We start from the raw sequence: 25,556 nt of genomic DNA, 5'->3' as shown, positions 1-25,556 counted from the left end.
TGAATACTGCGTCTACGTGTTACGGAAAAACGTCTAATTTTTTACGAGAAAAATGCCAGTAGGCCGATAAATACGGTGAGTACCCACGCATCTACGCTGTAGCGTAGCCAAGCGGGCGCTTCGGCAACGTCCATGAAATTGCGAAGTACAAGCCGCGCTTTAAATAAAGAAATGACCAATATAATTGCAATGCTCACAAAGCCAGTTGCGCGGGAGGATTGCATGCTTAATATCCAGCTACTGAGGCTGAGGCCCATTAATAGCAGCCAAATATGAGTGGCTTTATCGTTTAATAAATTTTGCATAATTCTCAGCCAATTAAATAAAGTAGTGGAAAAATAAGAATCCATAGCAAGTCGACGAGATGCCAGAAATTAGCGCCGCTTTCAAGGCCGGAAATGCTATTATCGGAGCTTGCAGAGAAGTTCTCACCAAGCACATGGCGGCGCATAAAGAACAGCGTCGTCATGCCAATAATGACGTGAATAAAATGAAATCCGGTAAGTAAAAAGTAATACATGTAAAAGCTATTGTCGGTAAGCTCGATACCGGAATTTATTTTTAGCCCGTATTCGATGAATTTACTCACACCAAAGGCTGCGCCACAGAGCATGGCGTATTTAAAGAAATTTGCGGCGGAGGCGCGTTGGTTGGTTTTGGCTGATTTTAAACCCATCACCACCAGCCAAGAACTGGTAAGCAGAATTAAGGTATTTGCAAAGCCAAATCCGGCGTTGAGTGTGGTCTGGGACTCTCTAAACAGCGCGGCCTCTTGGCGGTGATCGTAGCCATACATAAAGAACAACAGCGCGTAAATCACCATATCGCCGAGTAGTAAAATCCACATACTGGCTTCGCCGCTAATATGCGGAGCGAGTTTTTTTGATGCAGTATTCATTACGCCACTCCCTGTGCTGATAGGCTCTTGGCTTCGGCAGCTTCGTGAAGAATGGCTTGTCTAACCACATACCAAGTTACGATGATCCAGCCGAAGAAGAAAAACGCTGCCATCCAAAATGCAGCCAAACCATCCCATGCGAAAGGGCCGGTTTTGAAAAAGAAGACGCCTTCGCCTACTAAAAATCCGGTGGCGATCCAAAGATTGCAGAAGCCAAACCAGCGTGGCATGACGGGCGTTTTACGGTGGTCTATTAATACACAGTAACCGATGGCTAAAACTTGTATTACCGCGGGTGGAATAGCGCCAATAAAGAAAAACCAGCTTAGGTCGCTCATTATTTGGGTGATTTCTGGTGCGCGCTCTGGCCGAAATGCGCAGAGCATCCACAGCATGCCGGCAAGGAAGATGGCACCCACAGTTAAGGTAACCGTGGCTAGCTGGAGATTGGCAAGTGGGTGGTGTAATTGCCCCTCGATACGCTTCATTTGCTCGCTAATTGCGACGCCAAAGGGCCATAGGAAAACAGCGCCAATAGTCATGACTAGGCCAGCAAGGCGAATACGATTGGTATTGTTGCGAAATACTTCGGCAACTTGATCTGCATTGAGCTCAGGTGATAGTGGCGGCATCCAGCCGGCAATAGCAACGAAGGATATGATCATAAAGAAGATCAGTATCATCGCGCTGTTAACGCAGACTAACTGCGAGTTGGTATTGAGTTGCATTATTTTTTTCCTGCTATGTCTGAAAAACTCAGTATATTCGCTAGGCTGTAATTCGGTGTTGCTTCGCTGACTTTTGTCAGACTTTGGGTCATTCTAGGGCGGGGGGCTTGGTTTATTCTCGTCGGTTCCGACGATTGCGCCGACTAAATGTTGAATTGGTGGCTTGTGCGTCGTTACTTGTTCAGGTGATCTTTCTGAATGTTGCGGTATCAGGGATTGGTATGTGTATAGCATTCACTTTGGCTGGGCTTGCGATGTGATCAAAAACGTAGCGTTTGCCCTAGCGAGTAAGAGCTCGTTGCTAGAGATGATTAAGTCACAGAATAGTATGCGAGTGGATTTTTTGCTTAATCGCACGTCGGCAATGATCCAGTCGCCAAGCTTGGCGGCATTAAGATAATCAATGGCAAGGTTTAGGGTTACCGTCGCCTTGTCGGTGTTCAACTTTGATGTATTTCCCAGCACAATATCGCAGAAACAGGCGGTTACACCACCGTGCATTATACCCAACGTATTGATGTGGTTTTGGTCGACTCGCATGCCGTATTGGTTTTTAGTTTTAGAAAAGTAAATAGGGAACAGGTTGTTGCTGAGGCCGCCTTGGCCGTCGATGCGTCGAAAGTCGTCAGTGGGTGGATTTTGATTCATAGTGCGATCTCGTAGTTTGGGCGCGCACGAGCGACTAGATTGGCCGTGCGCGTGAGGTAACCTTGCCTTAAATTTTCAAGCTTTTAATAGACGTTTTAATAATTTGCCGTTGGGCTCTCTGGGTAGGGAATCCCGAAACTCAATGTGGCGCGGGCATTTGATGGCGGAGAGGTTTTCTCGGCAGTAAGCACTCAATTCTGAACGCATATTGTCGTCGGCAGTCACGTGTTTTTCAAGCTGGACAAAGGCGCAAACTTGTTCGCCGAAATCTTCGTGGGGGATACCAATAACGGCAACATCATGTACTGCCGGGTGCACAGCGAGTATATTTTCGGTTTCTTGTGGGTAGACGTTTACGCCACCAGAAATAATCATATTGCTTTTTCTGTCGGTCAAGTAAAGAAACCCATCTTCGTCTAGGTGCCCGATATCACCGACGGTGGCCCAGCCTTGGTGGTTGTATGCATCATCGGTTTTGCTTTCATCCTTGTGATAAGTAAATCGTGGGCCATCTGAAAAATAGACTACACCATCGCTATTCGCAGGCTGTTCATTTCCGTCCTCGTCGAGGATATGGGGTGTACCTAATAATGCTTGGCCGACGGTACCAGGATGGGCGAGCCAAGCTGCGCTATTAGTAAAAGTCATACCGATGGCTTCAGTGCAGGAATAATATTCAAAGATAATTGGCCCCCACCATTCGATCATGGCTTGTTTGGTAGGGATCGGACATGGTGCGGCGGCGTGAACGGCAACTTGTTGGCTGGAGATGTCGTATTGATTTTTTTCCGAATCTGATAGCGCCAGTAAGCGGTGGAACATGGTTGGCACCCATTGGCTGTGAGTCACTTTGTACTTTTCTATTGAATATAGTGTGCCCACTGGGTCAAATTTTTCCATGAGTACGACGGTGCCGCCGAGGGCGGTGATACCTTGGCACCACTTCATTGGTGCCGCGTGGTAGTACGGGGCGGGAGATAAGTACACTGACTGCGCTGAGGCGTTGAATCCTCGGACTAGCATACCCGCGATAATAGAGGTGTTTCCCAGTGTTTGTCCGCTGAGCTCTGGTTTGACGCCTTTGGGTTTACCGGTGGTTCCAGAGGAATAGAGCATCTCGCTGCCTTCGAGAGTGCCTCTAAGTGGGCTGCTGTCGATGGATGCCATGCGACTGCTAAGTAGATCGCAGTTGCTAATTGGGTCCAAGCTGATGATGTTTGGCGGTATAGCCAAAGACATCACGCTTGCCATGATGTTAGGCGCACTTTGAGCGGTGACAACTAGAATTTTGGCGTCGCAGTTTTCGACGATATACGCCGCCTCGTTGCCCGTGAGTCGAGTGCTTATAAATGTGTAGTACAGACCCGCGTAGTGGGCCCCCCACTGTAAAGCCAAGCATTCGAGACGATTTTCGACACAGTAGGCAACGTGATCGCCGGGCTTTAAACCCTGCTGCGCAAAAAAACGAGCTAATTGGCTGGCAAAGGTGTCGAGTTCTTGGTAGCTCATCATGACGCCGGATTCAGCCATTATGACGGCGGGTTTGGTCGCCGATTCTTGGATGTGCCCGCCGGGGAAAAATCGCCCCGTTAGATTCTCAATCATGTTTGTCCCTCTCTATTATTTGGGCAGCCTTGTTGCTTAAGAGCGGCCTAAGTTCAATTTACGTTTTATTGTTCCACTTTTAATCAGACGCCGGAAAGGACTGTATTTACTGTATTGGCTACCGATAACGAGTTGCTATTGTGTGCTTAAAACGTACCTGCAATATTCGTCGAATGCGACGAATTCCTTATTGCGGGTAAATGTTAGCCTGCTGCATCTAAAAGTTATTGAGTGTCGGGCGCATCTTTATCAGTGCCTTAGGTATTTTATTTATACGGTGGAAACATGGCGACTAACGCATTTATTTACGACGCAATTCGAACCCCGCGATCTAAGGGAAAACTTGATGGCACCTTGAATGAAGTGAAGCCAGTGGATTTGGCTTCGGGTGTTCTTAAGCAATTACAGCGCCGAGTGGATTTCGATCCTGCGCTTGTGGGTGACGTGATATTGGGTTGTGCAGACCCCCTGCGCAGCCAAGGTGGCGCCATTGGCAAGACGGCTGCGATGAATGCGGGCTGGCCGGATTCTGTGTCAGGCATGCAATTGGATCGCTACTGCGGGTCGGGATTAGAAGCCGTCAATATTGGCGCAATGAAGGTCATCGCCGGTGTTGAAGATCTTGTGATTGGTGGCGGTGTCGAGTCTATGTCTCAAGAGCCCATCGGCAGCGGTGGCAGCGCTTGGGTATCTGATCCGGCCATCAGTATAAAGACACATTATCTTCCCCAAGGCATCGGCGCTGACTTGATAGCCACGCTCGACGGTTACAGCCGTGCGGATGTCGATGCATTTGCCCTCCAATCTCAGCAGCGTGCGGCGACGGCGCAGCGTGAAGCTTACTTTAAAAGTGTTGTTCCTGTGCTGGATATGCACGGGCGGGTCATTCTCGACAAAGACGATTTTATTAAGCCGGCAAGTTCCATGGAAATTTTAGGGGCGTTAAAGCCGTCATTCGCGCAAATGGGCGAAATGGGTTTCGACAGCATTGCCCTTAATCGCTATACGCAAGTCGAAAAAATTAACCATGTCCACACCCCAGGTAACTCTTCAGGCATCGTGGATGGCGCAAGCGCCGTTTTGATTGGTAGCGAAGCCATTGGCAAAGAGCTAGGCATGAAACCGAGGGGCCGAATTGTCGCGATGGCGAATGTCTCTACCGAACCGATGATTATGCTTACTGGGCCAGCTCCAGCGGCGATGAAAGCGCTGGCGAAGGCCGGTCTCACAATAAGCGATATCGACTTATTTGAAATCAATGAGGCATTTGCTTCTGTCGTTATGCGCTTCATGAAAGACACCGGTGCGCCGGCAGATAAGGTCAATGTTAATGGTGGTGCTATTGCTTTTGGCCATCCGCTGGGAGCGACCGGTGGCATGTTGGTCGGCACGGTGCTGGATGAATTGGAACGCCGCGGTGGACGCTACGGATTGTGTTCTCTGTGTATCGGCGCTGGTATGGGCATCGCCACTATCATTGAACGAATTTGATCGAATTGGAGTTGTAACGTCATGACTACGAATAGCGGATTTAAATACGAACTGGACAGCGACGGCATTGCGGTTGTGACCATGGATATGCCAGGTCAATCGGTCAATACAATGAACGATGCCTACTGCGATTATATGGACGAATCACTGGCGCAAATAAAAGCAGATCTTGGGCAGCTCAAGGGCATCGTCATCGCGTCTGCTAAGAAGACCTTTTTTGCAGGCGGTGATATTAATAAAATCATGCAGGACAAAAAGGAGCAGGCTTGGGAACGCGCTTTTGAGTTGAATATGCGGTTGAAGCGACAGCTTAACGAGCTTGAATCTATTGGTGTGCCGGTGGTTGCTGCCATTAATGGCGCGGCAATGGGCGGCGGCTTTGAAATTTGTCTTGCCTGCCATTACCGCATTGCCATAGACGATCGAAATGTCGCTGTCGGACTGCCAGAGGTGAGTTTGGGTCTTCTGCCTGCTGCGGGTGGTGTTGTTCGCAGCGTGCGTTTATTGGGTATTCAAAACGCGTTTCCTTTGTTGATTGAAGGTAAACGTTTTTCTGCACCAGAGGCTCAAAAAGCCGGCTTGATCCATGAGTTGGCAACTGACGCAGCGGATATGATGCAGCGCGCTAAGGCGTGGATAGTAGCTAATCCTACGGCGCAACAGCCGTGGTTTGATAAGAAGTATAAAATCCCAGGCGGCGAGGCATATACGCCGAGCAATGCCATGATGTTGGCGGGTGCGCCAGCGATGTTACATCAAAAGACCCGCAGCCTGTTACCTGCTCCAGCGGCGATTCTTTCGGTTATGGCCGAGAGTAGCCGTGTCGGTTATCAAGCAGCGATGATGATTGAGTCGCGCTACTTTTCTGAATTGTTGCGTAGCCCTGAGTCAACATCACTCATCTCTACAATGTATTTTCAAATGAATGAGATTGCTGCTGGCGCTAGCCGTCCCCAGCATATCGACAAGAAAAAAGTCGCCAAGGTCGGTGTGCTGGGCGCAGGCATGATGGGCCGTGGTATTGCTTATTCTTCCGCGCTGTCTGGTATGGATGTGGTGCTCAAAGATATCTCTATTGAGAACGCAGAAAAGGGCAAGGATTACTCGCGCAAGCTGCTTGATAAGCAGCTTGCGCGGGGTAAAAAGACCCAAGACCAAGTTGATCAGATTCTGGCTAGAATTCAGCCTTCAGAGCGCAACGAAGACCTGTCCGATTGCGATCTAATAATTGAAGCGGTATTTGAAGATCTCACATTAAAGCACAAGCTTACAAAAGAAATTGAGCCCTTTTTAAAACCAGCGTGCATCTGGGGGAGTAATACCTCCACGTTACCGATCACTCTGCTGGCCGACGCATTTAGTGATCCTAGTCGGTTTATTGGCGTTCACTTTTTCTCTCCAGTCGACAAAATGCCTTTAGTTGAAGTGATCTGTGGTGAAAAAACCGGAGAGAGTGCTTTGGCCTTTATTTACGACTATGTGCAGCAGATTCGCAAGTCGCCGATTGTAGTCAATGATGGGCGTGGATTCTATACCTCTCGGGTGTTCGGCTGCTTCTGCGATGAAGGTTTACATCTGCTGAGTGAAGGCGTTAATCCTGCCATGATCGAAAATATTGCAAAAGGTGCCGGTATGCCGGTTGGCCCACTTTCGGTATTGGATGAAGTCGAAATTGAATTGATGCGCAAGGTTGGCGTGACCAATCTGGAACTAGATAAACAGCAGGGCGAAGACTTCCATGCGGTGCATTCGCAGTTGCAGGATATGTCCGTGCGCATGTGTGAGCTTGGCCGTAGTGGTCGAGTTAGCGGCAAAGGTTTTTACGATTATTTTGAGGATGGAAGCAAATCCTTGTGGGCTGGTCTTGCAGACATGTTTGGTGGCAACACTGAGATGCCGGTTGATGATATTCGCGATCGCATTATGTTTAGGCAAGTGGTCGAAACCTTGGGCTGTATTGACCGTGGTGTCTTGATGTCTAGCCGCGACGCGAATATTGGTTCGCTGTTTGGCTGGGGCTTCCCAACGCATACCGGTGGTGCTTACCACTTTATCGAATGGTTTGGTGGCGATGACGCCTTCGAGACGCGTGCCGCTGAGCTTACTGCGAAATATGGTAGTCGCTTTGCGCTTCCAGCACCGTTATCTGAAATTAAAGCTAAGTTAAATTAATTTGATGCGTAATTTATATAAGCTCGCGCGGAGTTGGGACTATGTTTGTAGATTTGGATGAGCTTTATCTGTCGGAAGAACTGCAGCAAATGCGCTGGGTTATCCGGCGCTTTGTAGAAGCCGAAATTGTACCGAACGGTGAAGCATGGGAAGAGCTCGGAACCATGCCCCGTGAGGTTTGGCGAAAAATGGGTGAGCTCGGTATTCTCGGCATGTCTTTCCCCGAAGAATTTGGCGGTACCAATATGGGGCCGCTCGCTTCGCTAATTCTTTCTGAGGAATTGGCGCGCTCGACTTTTGGCGGAGTTATGGCGGGCATCACAGTTCACACCGATATGTCGGCCTCGCATATTGTGCGTCATGGCAGTGACGCGATGAAGGCGAAATATCTACCTGAAATAGTCGCCGGAGAAAAAGTCTGCGCAGTAGCGGTGACAGAACCTGATGCCGGCTCAGACGTTGCCGGAATGAAAACCACCGCACGACGCGAGGGTGATCACTACGTTCTCAACGGCTCCAAAATGTTTATCACTAATGGTGTCTACGGTGATCTATACATGCTGGCCGCGCGAACCGATTCATCCGCTAAGGGCAGTCGTGGTATTTCGTTATTTGTGCTTGAGAAAGGGATGCCAGGTTTTACCGTTGGTAAAACGCTGAAAAAGACAGGATGGCTTTCTTCTGATACAGCATTGCTTTACTTAGATGATGTAAAGGTGCCCGTCGAGAATTTGATTGGTGAAGAGAACAAGGGCTTCTACTACATCATGGAAGGTTTTGAACTTGAACGAATTTGTATTGGTGGTCAATGTGTCGGTCAGAGTGAAAAAGCGATTGAGCTAACGATGGAATGGTTAAAAAGCCGTAAAGCCTTCGGCAAGACACTTTGGGATATGCAGAATATCAAGCTGGATATGGCGGCTTTGGTTGCTGAGCTGGCCGCAGCGAAGCAGCTCGCCTACCACACCGCGCATTTAGACGCGCAGGGCAAAGATGCCTCTATGTCAGCGTGCATGGTTAAGTCGCACCTTCCTGAATTGATGAACCGCATTTTGTATAAATGCGTGCAGTTTCACGGTGGTATGGGCTATATGCGCGAAACCGCTGTGGAACGAATCTCACGAGATGCCCGCCTATTGCCGATTGGCGGCGGTGCTACCGAAGTGATGTTGTTGGAATTAGCAAAGAAAATGTAGTTAAGCGTTCGTGTTGCAAAGATCTAGCTAGTTAAATTTAGTGAAAGACTTAGAAGTAATATTGCGATATCAAAAAAAATATAATTTGGAGAAGGTATGAATATTTCCACTGAACATAGCTATGACTCGATTGTTATTGGTGCCGGTGCCGGAGGTTTAGCCGCCGCGGCAAGGCTAGTGGCCGCAGGAAAAAAAGTATTATTGCTTGAAGCAAAAGACCGCGTGGGTGGCAGAGCGTCGAGCGAGGATATTGACGGTTTTCGCGTTAATATTGGCGCCATTGCAATTGAAATAGGCAGTACCTTTGAAGAGACAATGAAGCTAGTTGATGCGCCATTAGATGTTCGAGAACCTACGCCAGCAACAGTGTTTCGTATCGATGGGAAGATTATCAATCCAGCTAAGGGCGGCTGGGGGCTGTTGCTCGGCGGTATTACCAAGTCGGCTGCTAAGATTGGTGCTAAGTTTGCCGATGCCCGCAAGGGCGATCTGCCGGAAGAAAATATCTCTACCCAGCAATGGTTAGAAGGTTACACCAAAAACAAAACAGTACACGCCCTGTTTCGTAACCTATGTGCTGCGATATTTGCGGTGAATGCGGATGAGTTACCTGCTCGTGCGTTTTTAATTTACTTTGCCACCAAAGGCGCGTTCAAACAGTTTGGCTTCTGTCCCCGTGGCACCATTGGTGTATGGCAAGATTTAGCGGCAGGTATTGAGCATAAGGGCGGAACTGTCGTGCTGAATACGCCAGTAAAGCGCATTGAAAGCGCAGATGGCAAAGTCACCGGTGTCACAGTGTCGCTAGACGGTAAAGATACCTTCATTGCGGCCAAAACCGTGGTCAGTAATATGGGGCCTACGGCAACTGTAGCGCTGGCGGGAGAAGATCTCTTTGGTGCCGAGTATGTTGAAAAGCTGAAGAGAACGGTTCGACCTACCGCGAATATTGTTATTAACTTTGCGACGCGGGAGCGTCTCATTGATATTCCCGGCCTTATCACCTTTGGCAACACACGCCGACTTTGTAATATGGGCGAGCTGACGTATACCTGTCCAGAATTGGCGCCAGATGGCTGGTATATGTACGTTGCTTATGCCGTGCCACGCCCAGCAATGGGAGACTTCGATGAGGCGTCAGAAATTGAGTTGGCGATGCAAGATCTACGTGATGAATTCCCAGCTTTTGTTGATGCAAAAATGCTTTCTGTGCGCGTCATGAAGGGTGATTGGCCGGCCCAGCGCTCTTGTTCTGGTTATGACATGCCGCAAGAAACACCGATAGCAAATTTGTGGAATGTTGGCGACGCTGTTAAAGATTACGGTGATGGTGGTACCCAAGCCTGTGCCGTTAGCGCAAAGAATGTATCCGCTCATGTTGTGGAATATTTAGCGTAGATCGTTTATTTGTGAGTGTTAATCGGTAGGTTTATTTCATTCATATGTGGATTAGACCTGCCGCTTATTGTCGTTTTACCTAGGTTGTCTCAGGCCTTGGATTGACATAACGCACTGCAGATAATGGGCGTTGGGGAAGGGTGTATATTATATCGCAGAGCAATATCTTCAATAAGAAGATTAGTATGTCATTACTCATTCTTGTATCAGCATTAGGTAAGCAAACATGAATACATCTCCAGCAGTGCTTGTTGACGTTGACGGAGCCGTAGCGACTATTAAAATGAATGTGGCTGACAGGCGGAATGTCTTGAACCCCGTTCTACGACAGGGATTGTCTGACGCATTTGACGCTGCGTTGACCAATGACAGCGTAAGATGCGTGGTATTGGCCGCCAACGGAACGGTGTTTGGCGCGGGTCAGGATTTTGCTGCGGTTGAGGATTTTAATATACTTGCAGCGGATTTAATTAATGTGCATTACAAACCCCTGCTACTAAAAATACATAATTCCCCAAAGCCGGTTATCGCCGCAGTGAATGGGCTTTGCGTAGGTATGAGTGCATCGCTAGCCCTAGCCTGCGACCTACTTATAATGGATGAAAACGCTGAACTTTCCTTTTCGTTCTCAAAGTTTGGACTCGCCCCCGACGGGGGTGCGAGCTGGCACTTGGTGAACCTCTTGGGCGCAAAACGCGCTTTTCAAATACTCGCTGAGTCTAAGGCTATTAGTGCTCAGCAAGCTTTGCAGTTAGGTATTGCGAATAAAGTTTATCAGGGTGAAAGCTTGTTAGTAGCGGCGTGTGAATGGGCGGAGCAGATAGCGACCGTGGCACCGCTGTCACTAAGGTTTGCAAAAGCTGCGGTTCGTAAGGCCACCGACTTGGATTTAGCCGATGCTATTTCGATGGAGGCTGAGTTACAGCAAATTTGCTCAGAAAGCAGTGAAACAAAAGCCGCTATGGCAGCATTTTTAACGAGAAAAAAATAATAGGCGAAAGGAGAATACATTGAGAATTACTCAATCTTTGCACAAGGCGGCGAGACTTAGGGGTGGGGAAATAGCCTGTAGTTTTTCAGGCCGTAAAAAGACCTTTGAGACGCTAGTACACCGCGTCGCGAAATTGGCAGGTGGATTGCGCTCAGTCGGCGTCGAAGCGGGTGAGCGCGTTGCTATACTCGCCAATAATTCCGACAATTATTTTGAGTTATTACTCGCTACATTGTGGGCTGGCGGTGTTGTAGCGCCATTAAACACCCGTTGGTCTAGTAGTGAAATTAAAGCTGCGATAGAGGATTCTAGCGCCCGCGTTTTTGTTTACGACGAATATTTTGACGATCTCGCCGCTGATTTGTCTGGTGAGATTTTACCTAGTTTGCAACATCGCTTTTTAATGCATAGTCAGCAAGCTGACTCCAGTTGGGAGACATTCATTGCCGCTTCTGAGCCAGTAGAAGATGCTCATCGTGGTGGTGATGATCTAGCGCTGCTGTTATTTACCGGTGGAACAACTGGGCGCTCTAAGGGTGTTATGTTAAGTCACGGAAACCTCGTTTCTGCCAGTGTGAGTCAGGCTGCGATTGGTTGCGGTACTCGCGGGAATACCTATCTCCATGCGGCGCCGCTGTTTCATATGGCAGACGTGCAGTTGATGGTGAACCATCTTCTCTCTGGTGGTTGTCACAGCTTTGTTCCGCGCTTTGAACCTGGTGAAGTATTGCGTTGCTTAGCTAACGATGGCGTCAGTGATGTATTGCTCGTCCCTACCATGATTCACGCGTTGCTTTCACATCCTGATTTCGCCAGTACTAATCTTGATCGTTTGCAGACTATATTTTATGGCGCTGCACCAATGCCAGCAGCCTTGTTGGATAAAGTGATATTAGCCTTGCCGAATTGCGAACTTATTCAGGGCTATGGCATGACAGAAACCTGCCTAGCAACTATGTTGCCGGCGAAATACCATCGGCTTTCTGATGATCCCAATGCGCGTAAGCGCCTTAGCTCGGCTGGCCTTGAAATGGCCTTGAGTGAGATCCGTATTGCAGATGCAGATGGTTGTGAGTTAGCTACAGGTGAAGTTGGCGAGATTCAAATAGGCGGTCCCTCGGTCATGTTGGGTTACTGGAACGCGCCAGAGAAAACCGCGGAGGTTAAGAAAGACGGTTGGATGTGTACCGGCGATTTGGCGTATAGGGATGAGGACGGCTTTGTTTATATAGTCGATCGACTTAAAGACATGATCATTACCGGTGGCGAGAACGTATTTTCTACCGAGGTAGAAAATGTCCTGTCTCGTCATCCTGGGGTTTCACAGTGTGCGGTTATCGGACTGCCCGATGAAAAGTGGGGAGAGCGTGTTCACGCGGTGCTTGTGTGTTCCACTAGCATTGATACTACAGAGATAACTCGTTTCTGCCAATCTAGCTTGTCGCTCTATAAATGTCCAAAGTCTATAAGCGTGATTGACGCAATGCCATTGTCTCCAGCGGGAAAAATACTGAAGACAGTATTGCGTGAGCAGTTGCTTAATATCTGAAATGAACAGTCATTTAGAGGTAAATGCGATAGGGCCGTTAGCTGGATTACGAGTGATAGAATTACTTGGCTTGGGTCCCGGACCTTTTGTCGGAATGATGTTAGCCGACATGGGGGCTGAAGTGATTTTGATTGATCGCGCTAGCGATGGCGAAGCGCCACAGTTAACGCGGGATATTCATCGACGCGGTAAAAAATCCATATTACTGAATTTAAAATCTGAAAAAGATCGTAAGACGCTTTTAAAACTCTGTGCCATTTCCGATGTGATATTCGAAGGAAATCGACCCGGTGTGATGGAAAAGTTGGGTGTTGGCCCCGAGGACTGTATGGCGCGCAATCCTGCGCTTGTCTACGGTCGTATGACGGGTTGGGGACAAACGGGGCCGTTGGCCCAGAGTGCGGGCCATGATATTAATTATATTTCTATTGTCGGTGCGCTCCATGCAATGGGTTACGCCGACCGGCCACCCTCACCACCCCTGAATTTGTTAGGTGACTATGCTGGCGCGATGTTTATGGCCTTTGGTTTGATGAGTGCTGTCTTTCAGTCGCGTCTTAGTGGTCGAGGGCAGGTTGTCGATACCGCTATGAGCGACAGCGTAAACGCGATGATGGGTTTATTTTTTTCGGCTCAAGACACCGGAATCTGGGGTACAAAGCGAGAGAGTAATTTCCTTGATGGTGGTGCGCCTTACTATCGAGTTTATGAAACAAGGGATGGCAAATACATGTCCCTAGGGGCAATTGAACCCAAGTTTATGAGGTTGTTTTTGCAGTTGGCTGAATTGCCCGAGTCGATCCTTGAAGGACACAGAAACCAAACCCTGTGGCCAGCGTTGCGCGAGACTATTGCAGCGCGTTTCCTCGCCAAAGATCAGCGTGAATGGGCGGAGATTTTTGATGGCACAGATGCGTGTGTCGCACCAGTGATTCCATTCTGGGAGGCCCATAAACATCCTCACAATATCGCACGTAATGCGTTTATAGAGCTTGAAGGTTTAAGGCAACCCGCGCCCGCACCGAAGTTTTCAGACACCCCTACCGGAACACCGGGCTTACGAGCGACGCCGGGGCAGCATCAGGACGAAATTATCGCTTTAATTAACGCTACCGCCATGAACGAGAAGGCGAATCCATGAAAATATTTATTGTATTTGCCCATCCCGAAGAGAACTCTTTCGGAGCGTCATTACTTCAACGAAGTATTGAACAGCTCCGCTTGGATGGCCATGAAGTCCAGGTTTCTGATCTGTACCGAATGGGCTTTAACCCCGTGGCGACCGCTTCCGACTTTCAAGAGCGCCGGTTTCCCGAGCAGTTACAATATGACCGCGAGCAAAAATACGCAGCCAAAGGCGAGGGCGGGTTTAGTAGTGACATTCAGGAAGAGTTGGATAAATTGTTCTGGTGTGACCACCTGATTCTTCAGTTTCCATTATGGTGGTTTTCGGTCCCTGCAATTATGAAAGGTTGGATTGATCGCGTATTTGTAAATGGCGCTGTCTATGGTGCTGGTTTACGTTGGGAAAACGGCGGGCTCAAAGGGCGCAGTGCTAGTCTAAGTATCACTACCGGATGTTTGCCGGAGATGGTTCAGCCAAATGGGGTTCTTGGTGATCTGCGCGTTATTTTATGGCACTTACATGCCGGTGTTTTTCATTATTCTGGATTGGATGTTTATGAGCCTTTTGTCGCGTATTCATTGCGTTATCAAGATGCCGATGAACGGTTGCGGGTACACGACGCCTATGCGATGTACCTAGGAGAAATTGAAGGGCGGTCAAAGGTCGATTTTCACGATAGCAGTGAGTTTGAAAATTGGATGTTGCGAGATGGAGTTACGTCTCGCACGGTAGGTCAGCTAGCGTGTGAGTATAAGGAGTTTCAGCGTGATAAGTGATGAAGTCGTTGTTGTCGAGGTGGCACAGGGCGTTGCAATAATCACCATGAATAGACCTCAGTCGCGGAATGCACTCCACCCAATAATGATTGCTGCGCTGCACAGCTCCTTTGTTGAATTAGCTCAGCGGCAAGACATTAACGCTATTGTGTTAACGGGGAACGGCCCTGCGTTTAGTGCGGGTTTGGACCTTAAATACTTAGTTACGTTGGACTCTGGTGCACGTGTGGCTTACATGCGTAGTGCATTCGCCTTGTTTGAAACGCTGTATCACTTACCTATTGCTACCATCGCCGCTGTTAATGGCGCCGCAGTGGCTGGAGGCTTCGATTTGGCAGTGTTTTGCGATATTCGAACGTGTGTTCCAAACGCTATATTTGCGCAACCAGAGATCAAAATTGGGGTATCTCAATTTGTATATCCTTTGTACACCATAGTAGGCATGGGAAAAGCAAAGGAGCTTGCTCTAACGGGAGATCCTATTTCAGCCGATGAGGCTTATCGCATTGGGCTTGTTAATCATGTATTTGATGACGTCGAGCTTATGGATAAGACGGGTGCGTTAGCCCGTGCCATTGCTAGTCGGCCCAGAGATACGATATCGGAATCCAAAGTCACAGCAAATTCACTTAAAGGAAAAAGTATTGACGAGGCCTTTGTGGTGATGGGGGATGCCTTAGATAGAACGATGGGTAGCGAGTCGCACAAAATAGCACTGAATTTTTTTATATAAATAATGCTGCTGGCTTATGATTTTCACTACAATTCGATGATGGTTTATCGACAGGCCTTCGCGAGGCCATTTGGTACTTACTACCGTGTTTAGTTCATTCAGCCAGAACAGAATAGGTAACGCTTATGCTTTTCGTAGTGCCAACTTGTCGAGGAGAATAAACGCTTCTGTGTTTATAACTACAGTATTAACCTCAATAGGATAAAGCATTGTAACTTTAATTTTTGAGGTTTTACTTCGAAACATTAATTGATCAGATGCGTTCTAAATTCGTCCAATAAGACGAAATAATTATAATTGCGGTGTATTACAATTTGTAACCTAAATCTTAAGGATGTTGATGTCATGTTCAGGCGCTACACATTACTGTTTTCTACATTGTACTGTTGTTCATTGCCGCTGCAGGCACAACTAAATGAATCATCCGTTTCAGGTGCTAAACCAACTACAACGGGTAATCCAGTACGCAGTCGTATGCTGGAAGAAGTGATAGTTACTGTGCAGAAACGCGAGGAACAACTGCAAGATGTTCCGGTCTCAGTGCAGGCTTTCAGTGCTGGTCTACTGGCGGCGCGGGGTGTGGAAGAACCGGCGCAACTACAACAAATTACTCCGGGCATGCAATACAATCTGCAACTGGGTTATTCGCAAATTTATATCCGCGGCGTTGGCACCGATGCCTTCCTTCCGTCTGCCGATGCGACAGTTGCCACTTATGTGAACGGTATTTACTATCCGATGGCCTTTGGCGCTAACTCTAAACTTGGTGCAATCGAGCGCATTGAGGTATTGAAGGGGCCGCAGGGCACCTTGTTTGGTCGTAATTCCACCGGCGGGGCGATCAATATCGTTATGAAACAGCCAGGACAGGAGGTCGAAGCCGCCTTTAGTGTAAGTCGTGAGCGATTTGATAAAACCAGCTTGAACGGGCATTACAGTGGACCAATTAGCGATACGCTTGCGTTTTCTGTTGGTCTGCAGTGGTCCGAAGCCGAGAATTATTATAGTCCATCGGATGTGTCGCCGTTAAAATCCTTGCCGGGCGAGACCAGCGACGGTTATGCCCTAAAGCTGGCTTGGAACCCTAGCGATAGTACCACCGCGATTCTCGGCTATACAGACAGTAGTGTGGTGTCGGGGCTGGCCGGAATAGGAGGCGTTTCAGCTGTGCGTCCGCTGGGGGAGGCTTTACTAGTTACGCCAACAAAGGGCTATACCACCAGTGTAGGTAACGCAGGTACCGGTGATTCCTTTACCGAGGTAACCACCCTGCACTTGTCGCATTTCGCTTCTGGCTTTGATAGCAAGTTGATTCTAGCTGATCTACGCAATGAAACGGCCACTAGCCTTGATTTTGATGCTTCACCAAACCCCGTTATATATATCACTACACCTACATCTTATTATGACTCCAAAACCGCTGAGTTGCAGTTTTTGTCTAACGATGATAGTTGGGGTGCAGATTGGATGAACTGGGTTGGCGGACTATACTACATCAATAGTATTGTGGCTTATGATCCAATACGTATGAGCGTGGGGGCGGGCGCAGTCGATTTTTTGACACAGTCCCCAAGCCTTGGGCCATTAACGGGGCTTACCTCACCTATTATCGATTTGCTCCAAGGTTTGCCGCTGGTTGATAACTTATTGCCAGCAGTAAACGAGGGTATACGTGCGGATTTAGCTGGCGCAATGGGCACTCAATCGGTTTCAGCATTTTTCCAGACCACCATCAATCCTATGGACTGGATGGGGCTGACCCTTGGTGGGCGCTACCAAACAGAAGTGCGTAAGTTAGTAAAGTCTACAGTAGGGATTTATGCCGATGCTGGTAATCTAATACCACCGACCAGCATTGGCCTATTGGATTACGGTTCACAGCGCACGGAGTCCAATAACTTTTCGCCAAAGGTGGTTGTGGATTTCAAGCTCGGTGAGGACGCGCTGCTGTATTTTTTGTATGCCAAAGGCTACAAGAGCGGCACCTATAATCTTGTCAACGTTTTAGCGCCAGCAGGGTATGTCGAGCCAGAAATACTAACATCCTATGAGATCGGCTATAAGGATACCTTGTTCGACGGAAGTATGCGTTTCAGTGCGGCAGTGTTTGAAAATCGTGGCGAGGATGTTCAAGGGCAGATTATCTCCTTTCTGTCTGGCGGCGTTGCTAGTCTTGTAAACAATGGCTCGGCGCGAATACGTGGCGCTGAGTTTGATAGTCTGTGGGAAGTCTTTCCTGAAGCCTTACCGGGTTTTGTGATGTCCTTGGGTGCTTGCTATCTTGATGGTGAATACACCGATTATAAAGAGGGCTCCGGCTACGATGAAACTACCGGCCTTTTTTTTGGCCCTGATGCCCTGCTGTTACCGGGGCGTGATTTTACTGGCAACACCACGGTTCGAACACCGGAACTTAGCGGTTCTCTTGGATTGTCATATACGTTTGAGCTTGGCCCTGGGATGGTCGAAGTCGCTGGTGATGTTTACTATAATTCAGGAGTATTTTTTGCGGCGCAGAACAACGAGGCCAGTATTCAAAAGTCCTATAATGTTGTAAATGCGCGGGCTAGCTATTACTTTGCTCCATGGCAACTGCGGGTAACGGCGTACGGCACTAACCTAGGTAATGCTGAATATTTTGTTTTCAATGCCGATACTGATTTTATAACANGTACTCTGCTTGCACCCCCTGCGATATTTGGTCTACGTCTGAATTGGGAATACTAGGATGCATCGTGTCATGAATGAATGAATAAATATAATTTTGGAATAATTTAATAGTACGCGATATGCCTTCTATGATGCAGCCTGCGACACCACTAGTTGAACTGAATGGTAGTGCGCGTTGTATTTATGCCACAGTTAACTGCTCGCCAGTATTGATTCGATAGCAAGGCTGGTGGAAGAAACGACTTATATCTGGTAGTCCGAGCCCTTTGACGGTGAGGTGCGTGTAGTTAAAAATATACCAGCTGTTGATGTAGCTGCAATGCGTTTTGGTGGCATTACCAGAAAAGCCATTTATTAACTTCGTAACAGTCTGGGTTAATCTAAAAATTGAGTTGTAATTACGGGGTGATTGCATTGTGGGCTAGCCTTGTCGACATTAGCGAGCTGGACTAAATAGGATTTCATTACTCGCTTTAATAATGACTTTTGAAATACCAAATGTGAAAATTCGATTCATCATTTTGTTGGTCTTAATACAGGTGACGAAATTGTCGTTAACGTAACGCATAAATAACTTATTGATACTCGGGTGGTGGTTTTATGAAAATAAAAAAAATATTTCATGTGACTCTTTATTTATTAACCGCCGTTACATTCCTGCTAATCGTCACTTGGCAATTCCGGCAAGACATCTTAAGAGTATACGGTGATTTGCCGCCATTTACGCATTCTATAGCGTATTCATTTACTGAAATGGTAGCGGTGCGTGATGGAGTAAAGTTGCACACAGAGGTGGTGATGCCAAATGGCGAACCACCTTTCCCAACGGTTCTGGTTCGAAGTCCTTACGGATCAATAAAAATCGTTGGGATAGAAATATACTGTGCAATACCCGTTCGGTATGGCTATGCTTGTGTATACCAAGATACTAGAGGACAAGGAGAGTCTGAAGGCATCTGGACACCGTTAGTCAACGAAATCAATGACGCTAAAGACACCTTGACCTGGTTGGTCAATCAGGACTTTCAAAACAAAAATATTGCCATGTTAGGTGATTCGTATCTGGGCTTGACACAGTGGGCGGCGGTTGCCGGTGGTTTGCCTCCAGAGGTAAAGACTATTATCCCCGGAATATCGTCCCCGAACTTGCTAGCAACCATGTATCAAGATGGCATGTTTCGTCAGGAGATTTATACGATATGGGGAATATTGATGAATACTAGTCATTCATCAATGAATCCTTTTAAAAAGGGAGGCAATTATTTAAAGGCTATTAGGCACGGACAACAAGATGAAGTCGATACCTTGTATTTTGGCGGCGCCATACCGTGGTATCAATCTTGGATTAATAGCCCTTCCCCAAACTCAGATTTTTGGAAAATAGAATCTAATGTTGCGATGAAGAAAACGCCTGAAAATATCTCGATTCCTGTGTTAATGATTGGCGGTTGGCACGACCTTTTTATCGGGTCACAAATAGTTGACTGGGGAAATTTGGCAACAAAATCATCGAGCCGATTTATCATTGGGCCTTGGGCGCACAGCAAGGAAATTGGTGATTTAAATACACCGAATAATCGTAAGGGTGCTTTACAGTGGAAGGAAAAATTAAACTGGCTTGACCATCATCTAAAAGGCAAACCGCTCATAAATCCTCCGGGGGTATTAAGTTATGTCATGGGTGAGGATCGCTGGGTAGAACGTACTGATTGGCCGCCTGCAGGAGAGACTTTGCGTTGGTACCTGAACAATCCTAGCGCAGGGTATCATTGTGATGGTGGCAGCCTAGACGACAAACCTATGGTCGCAGATACAGCGATTTACCGCTATGATCCAAACAACCCTGTTCCTACACTAGGCGGGGCAAGCTTATTGGCGTATGCACTGCCAGGATTTGATGACGCTCCTGCGGGAAGCGTGGAACAAGGTGATATTTGTGATCGTTCAGATATTCTTAGCTTCACGACGGAAAAAATAACTGAACCATTACGAATTGCGGGTGATCTCAAAATTAGCTTAACAGTGTCTAGCACGGCGTCTGACACCGCATTTTCCGCGAAGCTTGTAGAAGTATTCGAGAGTGGTAAAACACTAAATATTCGTGACGGAATAACCACAATAGTACTGACCAACAATGCTAGCGATAAAAGGCCGTACCTAGCAAATGAAAAAGTAGACGTGGTCATTAAACCTTTTCCGATTGAGTGGACAGTCAAGGTAGGCTCGAAATTACGTTTGGATATTTCCTCTTCTGATTACCCTAAGTACCATAGGCACCCGAATGTTGCGGGAAATTGGGCGAGCGTTAAAACGCCAGTAATTGCTGAACAAACAATTTATACTGGAGTTGGTAGTAGTAGCTATTTAGAAATAGGTTATATTAAGGATTTCGATTGACTGAGATAAATATTGTTTTATGGTTGGAGTTGTAGATTTTTGTGTGAGCGGATTCACTAATCGCATCAACCCTTTTTAAACGATTTCTTCGTGTAATAATTTTAAAGCATAGAAACGTGCCAAATCACTAAAGTATTATTACGTCTTATTCAGCGGATAGAGAATCTATAGTAAGGGTTAAGTGTATTTGATCTAGATAGTATTTCCCTTGCTGGAAATAGCAGATTCTAATTTTAATCTCTGAGAGTTCAATTCCCCGCCGCTTGCGGCGTAATATGGCCGGATGAGTGAGTATATCCATAAAAGCCATAATGTGACCGTATTGATATATCACCTAGTATTTCCAGCCAAATATCGTCGTGTTGCCATTGACGAAAAAGTAGATGCCGAACTAAAGGCGGTGTGTTTGGAAATAGAAGAACGTTACCAGGTTAAGTTTTTGGAAATAGGGGCAGATAAAGATCATGTGCATTTTTTGGTTCAGTCAGTCCCGACCTATAGTGTAACCAAGCTTGTTACCATGATAAGAAGCCTGACAGCAAGAGAAATGTTCCGTCGCTGGCCACATGTCAAGAAGCAGTTATGGGGCGGTGAGTTTTGGTCTGATGGTTATTTTGCGAGCACGGTAGGCAAGCATGGAGATGAATCAATGATTGGTAACTATGTGAAAAATCAAGGCCAAGGTAAGGAATATAGAAAGTTACATAGTGATCATCAGTTGGTACTTTTCCGACGGTGGCACCGACTAATACTCCGTCTGCTTGCGGCGGGGTAGTTTATTATCGGCGCTTAGATAATAATAATTTGGATGTGTTTGGGGTGTCGCCAGATTGGTATTACCGCAAGTAGGATTAAATCGTAAACGTACATCAATTTATAATGTGCATTTTTTTTGCAATTATTATAGCTTGTGTTCGATTTTTGGCATTTAGCTTAACATTGATGCTTCGCAAATGGCTCCGTACTGTAGATTCAGATACAAACATCGCCCCAGCAATTTGTGAATTAGAAAGGCCTTTAGCCAGATATTGCAAGGCTATGAATTCTTTGGGTGAAAGTTTATCTCCCGTTTGACCAATTAGCGGCGATAAAGATGACTCAGTTAAGTTGCTGTTAATTGATGGCCCAGACTCGGCGCTTCTGCCAGCCTCAACATGCAAAGACCCTACTGTAGCTCCCTCTTCCTTCAATGTACTAACATATCCTTCTATCTTTACAGTGCGAATTACACGCAACATAGAACGTAATGCAGCTTTTTTCCTTCCGGTTAGGAAAAGAGCTTCGGCCATTAAAATGCGAATTTTTAAAGCGCGACGTTCCCGAGATTGGCGGTCAGCGTGCCTTAGTTCTTCTTTAAGTCCGTCCATAGCTTTTGCCGGCTGACCACTGCGTATATGTAAACGGGCGGACACAATAGCGGGATACAGTGTGTCGTTACCGATCCACCAATAACTGTGAACATTACTCCAATCGAAAATACTTAATCCTTCATTCAAAATGGCTTTGGCGCCGCTGAAGTCTTCAAGACCGATACGTAAATTAGCATACTCAAGTTTGGCGCTAGCTATCACCCGAGGTAAGTTCAAACGGTAACCGTCAGATTCTAACTGAGTTAATATTTCCAAAGCGCCCTCAATATTTCCTGAGGAAAGGGCTAGGCGGCTCAAAATAATGTGACTACTGATCAGGGCATCGGGCGGCCCAACATCACGCACAAGTGAAATGTTGCGTTCAAGTAAATTACGCGCCTCGTCTAATTTACCCGACTCGTACAAAGATTCTCCGTAAAGTATTGACGAGATTACAACGCCATGTTCGGGCTGAGTGCGGCTATTGCGAAATTCCTTATTCGCAAGCTGAATGCGCGCAGATGCCTGGCGAAGCCTGCCAGCCATTATATCTAGGGTGGCTTCAGAAGATTCAGCTAATAAAATTCCAAATGCTCCGCTACTTGATTTTGCTATCCTTCGCGCTCGGTCAATCGCTTTGCGTGCGGCCAAGTGATTGCCAGTGATAATGCTCGTTGAGCAGTCAATTTGGTGAAGCATGGCAACGGCATAGGGATATTTTCCCGATATGAGCTCAGATGCATTTTCTACTTCTTCGCGCGCCTCTTTAATTCTATCAAGCATACCTAATACCATCGGCCGTAGCGCTAATAGGCAGTCTCTGGCCTCGCTTTCCATTTCAAATATATTGAGATTTTCAATAAGTGAATACGCATAACTTGGGCCTCGCGTGAAATTGACACACCATGCGCGCAGTACAATATGCAAGGAATTATTCAGCTCGCCAGCTAATGCTAATTGTTCAAATACATCGGCCAGAAAACGCATTCGCCCCCAAGCGAGAAGCTGGTGCAGCTCTACATTCAATAATGAAATAGCCGTATCAAATCGACGTGCTTTTATTGCTTGCCGAATTGCCGGTGTTGTACGTCCATTTGACATGTAGTATTCGCAAGCCTTTAAATGGGCTTCGGCAACAATGTCAGAAGGTTGGCTTGCACAAAAACTATGGTAGAGCGACTCTCTCAGTAATGTATTGAATCTGTAAATTTCTCCGCGATCATCAAAGTAGCGGAACACTAAATTCAGTCGTTCGCATTCATCTAGGCACCATAAAACATCTGCGGAAGGGCTAAGTGCAGCGGCAATTTCATAATTTATTTCCTCTGCTAAACTTGTCCGTAAGAGAAAGTCACGCAACGATGGGGTTGCGAAGGCCATTACTTCATCAGCCAGAAAACACGCCAACGTACTGTTTCTGCGTGTAATATCCTGCAAAACATTGAAAACATCTCTGCCGTCATTCATTGCCTGCCAAGCGAGCCATAATGCAGTCGGCCATCCTTCTGTCTGTACGTGGAGGGTGTCCAAATGTTCGGTACCTACCTGCACCCCAAGCCTATCACGAAATAGCTCTGAAACCTCGTCACGCGCAAAGCACAATTCATTGACGCCAATTTCAGTAAGTTGACCACTACCACGGAAACCCGATAAGCCTAGTTTTGGCTCAACTCTCGTCGCTAAGACCACAACGGAGCCAAGTGGCATTGATTCAATACCGCGGATGACGAGGTCTACGACGGCGGTATTTTCCAGTGCTTCAAAACCATCCATGAATACCGCAATTGGCTGAGCAAGTGCGTCGAAGTAGGCCATTATCGCGTCGGCAATTGATGCGTTACTTATACTGGTATCAATGCTAGCCGCTTTCCCTTCAGGCATCTCTTTAATAGACGCCAAAAACACCTGTAAAAAACGCGATATATCATTATCAGCGCTATCGCAGCTTAACCACATAGTCGAAAGCCCTTGCTTTCGACTATATTCCGCCAATTGAACCATTGTCAGAGTCTTGCCATATCCCGCGGGCGCACTTAGCTTAACCAAGCGGCCGCGACGAGCAGATTGAAAGCGAGATAATATGCGCTCCCTACTGACTACATAAGCTGGCAATTGGGGTGGGGTAACTTTACTTCTAGTTATGTATGGAGTGCTTCGCATAGATTTGTTCATTACAATCCTCGCTGGCTAACTTACGCTACATATCGACATAAACTTCTGTTATTTTCAAGGAGTACTAAGTATTTATTTCCCCAAGATGCGTATTCTGACTTATCTGCTCAGTCGTATCGCTTAAGTGTGTCACTTAATCTCCCTCATGCATTATATTTGTTTATTTACCTGATGTGATCATTTTCGGACAATGATGCCACTAGTTATCTAGTGGAAGCTGACTTGTAAATCGCAGGTTTTTGATTTGGCGATTCGCGATGATTTGGAGTAAATAACTTTATTGGACTTGAGTCCACGGATTTAGTCTCTATCGGCGATTATTAGAAAATGCCACTTATCCTCTATTTCATTGCTGCCCCATAACTTTTCATAGTAGTTCAAGTTGAGGGTGATTTAGTTTATCTACTGACTCCAGTGGGTGCCTCTCGGCGGTGTCATCGGGATCAAATTAAGCTGGAGTAACCGAGTCATCTACTGAAGACTGCGATCAATTTGGCAGCTAAACTTTATCCATAAAAGCTGCAAGTAGGCGCACAGCGCAACCTAGATTTGCGTCATGAAGGCATTTTTAGACGTATCGACAAATGACTTAATCCTGAGGTTTTGTTTAATTGCACTGAAAAAATAATTCGACCTGCCAATGCGATTTATGAAGGTCAGCGCTAGTTTTAGCGGCAAGGTGAAAATTGTTAGTCGGGAGCACGTAGTGCTTGCCCATCTCTGCGTCTTGAAAGCTGATTTGGCGCAAAGGAATTGAACAATCTTTCGTTTTGCTCCCAGTAACGTAGATAGTTTGATTGCAGGTCAAACCTTTGGCCTTAATGGCTTCCCGTCGCTCGGTTGTACGATAAGTGGCATTGCGCTTTTGTCGCGCGACAAAGAAAATGCCTTCGTCATTCCGGTTGTTAAACTATGCATAGTCTATGTAAGCGCGATCCATTACGACAATGCTGTTTGCGGGTAAGGCTAGTGCGCGGGCGACGATGACATCATGCTGTTTGCCGTCGGTGATACGGATAAAGCTGGGCAGAAAACCCTGATGGTCAAGACCGACATGGACTTTGGCTGCCCCATTGGTACGACGAAATTTGCCCACGGGAAAACAGAATGGTACAGATCAATCGTAGTGGAATCTAAAGAATACAGTTTGTTCTTGAAGCGAACCCCGTGTTTTGGTGCTGTCGCGCGACACCGGGATAACAACTTATGAAGCAAGGCTTTATAGTGTATAAGGCTGGCTTTAGTTAACGCGTGACAAGGAGCTGCGCGTAACATTATTGCTGCCGAGATGGTAAGGCTTAGCCGCTTGAGCAGACAGATTGCTAACAATATCGAGCAGGCTGGCGCGACCGGAAAGCTGAGCCAAGTTTAAGGAAATAAATTGAGACCACTGCGACATTTTGCGCAATTTTTGGCCCTCGCGGTGCTGTTTTACTAGGCCTTCAAATTCATGTATCGAGACCAATTTTAAGAATTGTGAAAAGACCGTTTTATGATGTGGCAAGGCTTGGTTCTCCCTGTTATTACAGGGTTTGTTCGCAATGTTATTGTATCAACTTGTTGAGAGAAAAGCCTTTTTTATTTCTAAGTTGTGGGGCAGTAATGAAGCTTGCTAAGGGATCTCTGCATAACCCCCAAATTTGCGATAATACCAGCG

21 protein-coding genes are annotated in these 25,556 nt (G+C 46.9%); 12 read left to right on the top strand and 9 right to left on the bottom strand.

From position 1 onward, the window contains the following. Positions 1-41: 41 nt before the first annotated feature. The 5 genes from GVJ32_RS08295 to GVJ32_RS08275 all read right to left on the bottom strand — a co-directional run bounded on the left by GVJ32_RS08295 (position 42) and on the right by GVJ32_RS08275 (position 3,879). Positions 42-305: a cytochrome C oxidase subunit IV family protein gene (locus tag GVJ32_RS08295; protein WP_159239587.1), complete on the bottom strand. Its 264-nt coding sequence runs from the start codon at positions 303-305 to the stop codon at positions 42-44. Between the two features lie 5 nt (positions 306-310). Then, on the bottom strand, positions 311-898 hold the full coding sequence (locus GVJ32_RS08290; RefSeq protein ID WP_159239586.1) for a cytochrome c oxidase subunit 3: 588 nt from the start codon (positions 896-898) through the stop codon (positions 311-313). Continuing rightward, a complete protein-coding gene (locus GVJ32_RS08285) occupies positions 898-1,626 on the bottom strand; it encodes a hypothetical protein (RefSeq protein WP_159239585.1) in 729 nt (242 codons plus the stop codon). The genes GVJ32_RS08290 and GVJ32_RS08285 overlap by 1 nt, the downstream gene beginning before the upstream one ends. A gap of 234 nt (positions 1,627-1,860) precedes the next feature. Continuing rightward, the gene (locus GVJ32_RS08280; protein WP_159239584.1) at positions 1,861-2,274 is read right to left on the bottom strand and encodes a PaaI family thioesterase; all 414 of its coding nucleotides are present in this window, start codon (positions 2,272-2,274) and stop codon (positions 1,861-1,863) included. 75 nt (positions 2,275-2,349) lie between these two features. Then, positions 2,350-3,879 (bottom strand): AMP-binding protein, encoded by a 1,530-nt coding sequence (locus tag GVJ32_RS08275; protein WP_159239583.1) that lies wholly within the window; start codon positions 3,877-3,879, stop codon positions 2,350-2,352. A 285-nt stretch (positions 3,880-4,164) separates the two neighbouring features. Here GVJ32_RS08275 and GVJ32_RS08270 point away from each other — a divergent pair, with 285 nt between their 5' ends. From GVJ32_RS08270 to tnpA, 12 genes are all read left to right on the top strand, one after another. Continuing rightward, on the top strand, positions 4,165-5,370 hold the full coding sequence (locus GVJ32_RS08270; RefSeq protein ID WP_159239582.1) for an acetyl-CoA C-acetyltransferase: 1,206 nt from the start codon (positions 4,165-4,167) through the stop codon (positions 5,368-5,370). Positions 5,371-5,391: 21 nt separating this feature from the next. Beyond that, positions 5,392-7,542 carry a 3-hydroxyacyl-CoA dehydrogenase NAD-binding domain-containing protein gene (locus GVJ32_RS08265; protein ID WP_159239581.1) on the top strand — a complete coding sequence of 717 codons (2,151 nt, stop codon included), beginning with the start codon at positions 5,392-5,394 and terminating at the stop codon, positions 7,540-7,542. Between the two features lie 41 nt (positions 7,543-7,583). Beyond that, the gene (locus GVJ32_RS08260; RefSeq protein ID WP_159239580.1) at positions 7,584-8,738 is read left to right on the top strand and encodes an acyl-CoA dehydrogenase family protein; all 1,155 of its coding nucleotides are present in this window, start codon (positions 7,584-7,586) and stop codon (positions 8,736-8,738) included. A gap of 96 nt (positions 8,739-8,834) precedes the next feature. Then, positions 8,835-10,136, top strand: a complete 1,302-nt coding sequence (locus GVJ32_RS08255) for a phytoene desaturase family protein (protein WP_159239579.1) — start codon at positions 8,835-8,837, stop codon at positions 10,134-10,136. A gap of 226 nt (positions 10,137-10,362) precedes the next feature. Continuing rightward, positions 10,363-11,127 (top strand): enoyl-CoA hydratase/isomerase family protein, encoded by a 765-nt coding sequence (locus tag GVJ32_RS08250; RefSeq protein ID WP_159239578.1) that lies wholly within the window; start codon positions 10,363-10,365, stop codon positions 11,125-11,127. Positions 11,128-11,146: 19 nt separating this feature from the next. Beyond that, positions 11,147-12,676, top strand: coding sequence for an AMP-binding protein (locus GVJ32_RS08245; RefSeq protein ID WP_159239577.1), 1,530 nt, complete (start codon positions 11,147-11,149; stop codon positions 12,674-12,676). A 1-nt stretch (position 12,677) separates the two neighbouring features. Then, entirely contained in the window at positions 12,678-13,817 is a 1,140-nt protein-coding gene (locus GVJ32_RS08240) for a CaiB/BaiF CoA transferase family protein (RefSeq protein ID WP_286187610.1), read from the top strand. Then, positions 13,814-14,578 (top strand): NAD(P)H-dependent oxidoreductase, encoded by a 765-nt coding sequence (locus GVJ32_RS08235; protein WP_159239575.1) that lies wholly within the window; start codon positions 13,814-13,816, stop codon positions 14,576-14,578. The genes GVJ32_RS08240 and GVJ32_RS08235 overlap by 4 nt, the downstream gene beginning before the upstream one ends. Further along, positions 14,568-15,311 carry an enoyl-CoA hydratase/isomerase family protein gene (locus GVJ32_RS08230; protein WP_159239574.1) on the top strand — a complete coding sequence of 248 codons (744 nt, stop codon included), beginning with the start codon at positions 14,568-14,570 and terminating at the stop codon, positions 15,309-15,311. The genes GVJ32_RS08235 and GVJ32_RS08230 overlap by 11 nt, the downstream gene beginning before the upstream one ends. A gap of 345 nt (positions 15,312-15,656) precedes the next feature. Further along, complete coding sequence (locus tag GVJ32_RS08225) at positions 15,657-18,038, top strand: TonB-dependent receptor (protein ID WP_159239573.1); 2,382 nt, start codon at positions 15,657-15,659, stop codon at positions 18,036-18,038. 543 nt (positions 18,039-18,581) lie between these two features. Continuing rightward, a complete protein-coding gene (locus tag GVJ32_RS08220; RefSeq protein ID WP_159239572.1) occupies positions 18,582-20,378 on the top strand; it encodes a CocE/NonD family hydrolase in 1,797 nt (598 codons plus the stop codon). Between the two features lie 283 nt (positions 20,379-20,661). Continuing rightward, positions 20,662-21,153 carry an IS200/IS605 family transposase gene (tnpA, locus tag GVJ32_RS08215; RefSeq protein ID WP_159239571.1) on the top strand — a complete coding sequence of 164 codons (492 nt, stop codon included), beginning with the start codon at positions 20,662-20,664 and terminating at the stop codon, positions 21,151-21,153. Positions 21,154-21,247: 94 nt separating this feature from the next. On the opposite strand, the gene GVJ32_RS08210 is transcribed toward tnpA, so the two are convergent. The 4 genes from GVJ32_RS08210 to GVJ32_RS08200 all read right to left on the bottom strand — a co-directional run bounded on the left by GVJ32_RS08210 (position 21,248) and on the right by GVJ32_RS08200 (position 25,403). Further along, positions 21,248-23,683, bottom strand: a complete 2,436-nt coding sequence (locus tag GVJ32_RS08210) for a LuxR C-terminal-related transcriptional regulator (protein WP_159239570.1) — start codon at positions 23,681-23,683, stop codon at positions 21,248-21,250. Between the two features lie 823 nt (positions 23,684-24,506). Then, positions 24,507-24,785 carry a hypothetical protein gene (locus tag GVJ32_RS18470; RefSeq protein WP_353652901.1) on the bottom strand — a complete coding sequence of 93 codons (279 nt, stop codon included), beginning with the start codon at positions 24,783-24,785 and terminating at the stop codon, positions 24,507-24,509. A 24-nt stretch (positions 24,786-24,809) separates the two neighbouring features. After that, on the bottom strand, positions 24,810-24,995 hold the full coding sequence (locus GVJ32_RS08205; protein ID WP_159239569.1) for a hypothetical protein: 186 nt from the start codon (positions 24,993-24,995) through the stop codon (positions 24,810-24,812). Between the two features lie 144 nt (positions 24,996-25,139). Continuing rightward, complete coding sequence (locus GVJ32_RS08200; protein WP_159239568.1) at positions 25,140-25,403, bottom strand: DUF4372 domain-containing protein; 264 nt, start codon at positions 25,401-25,403, stop codon at positions 25,140-25,142. Positions 25,404-25,556 lie beyond the last annotated feature (153 nt).

Source organism: Zhongshania aliphaticivorans (genome assembly GCF_902705855.1).
Classification (GTDB): Bacteria; Pseudomonadota; Gammaproteobacteria; order Pseudomonadales; family Spongiibacteraceae; genus Spongiibacter; species Spongiibacter aliphaticivorans_B.
Note: the sequence above shows the minus strand (reverse complement) of the source record. Positions and strands in the feature narration are given on the sequence as shown.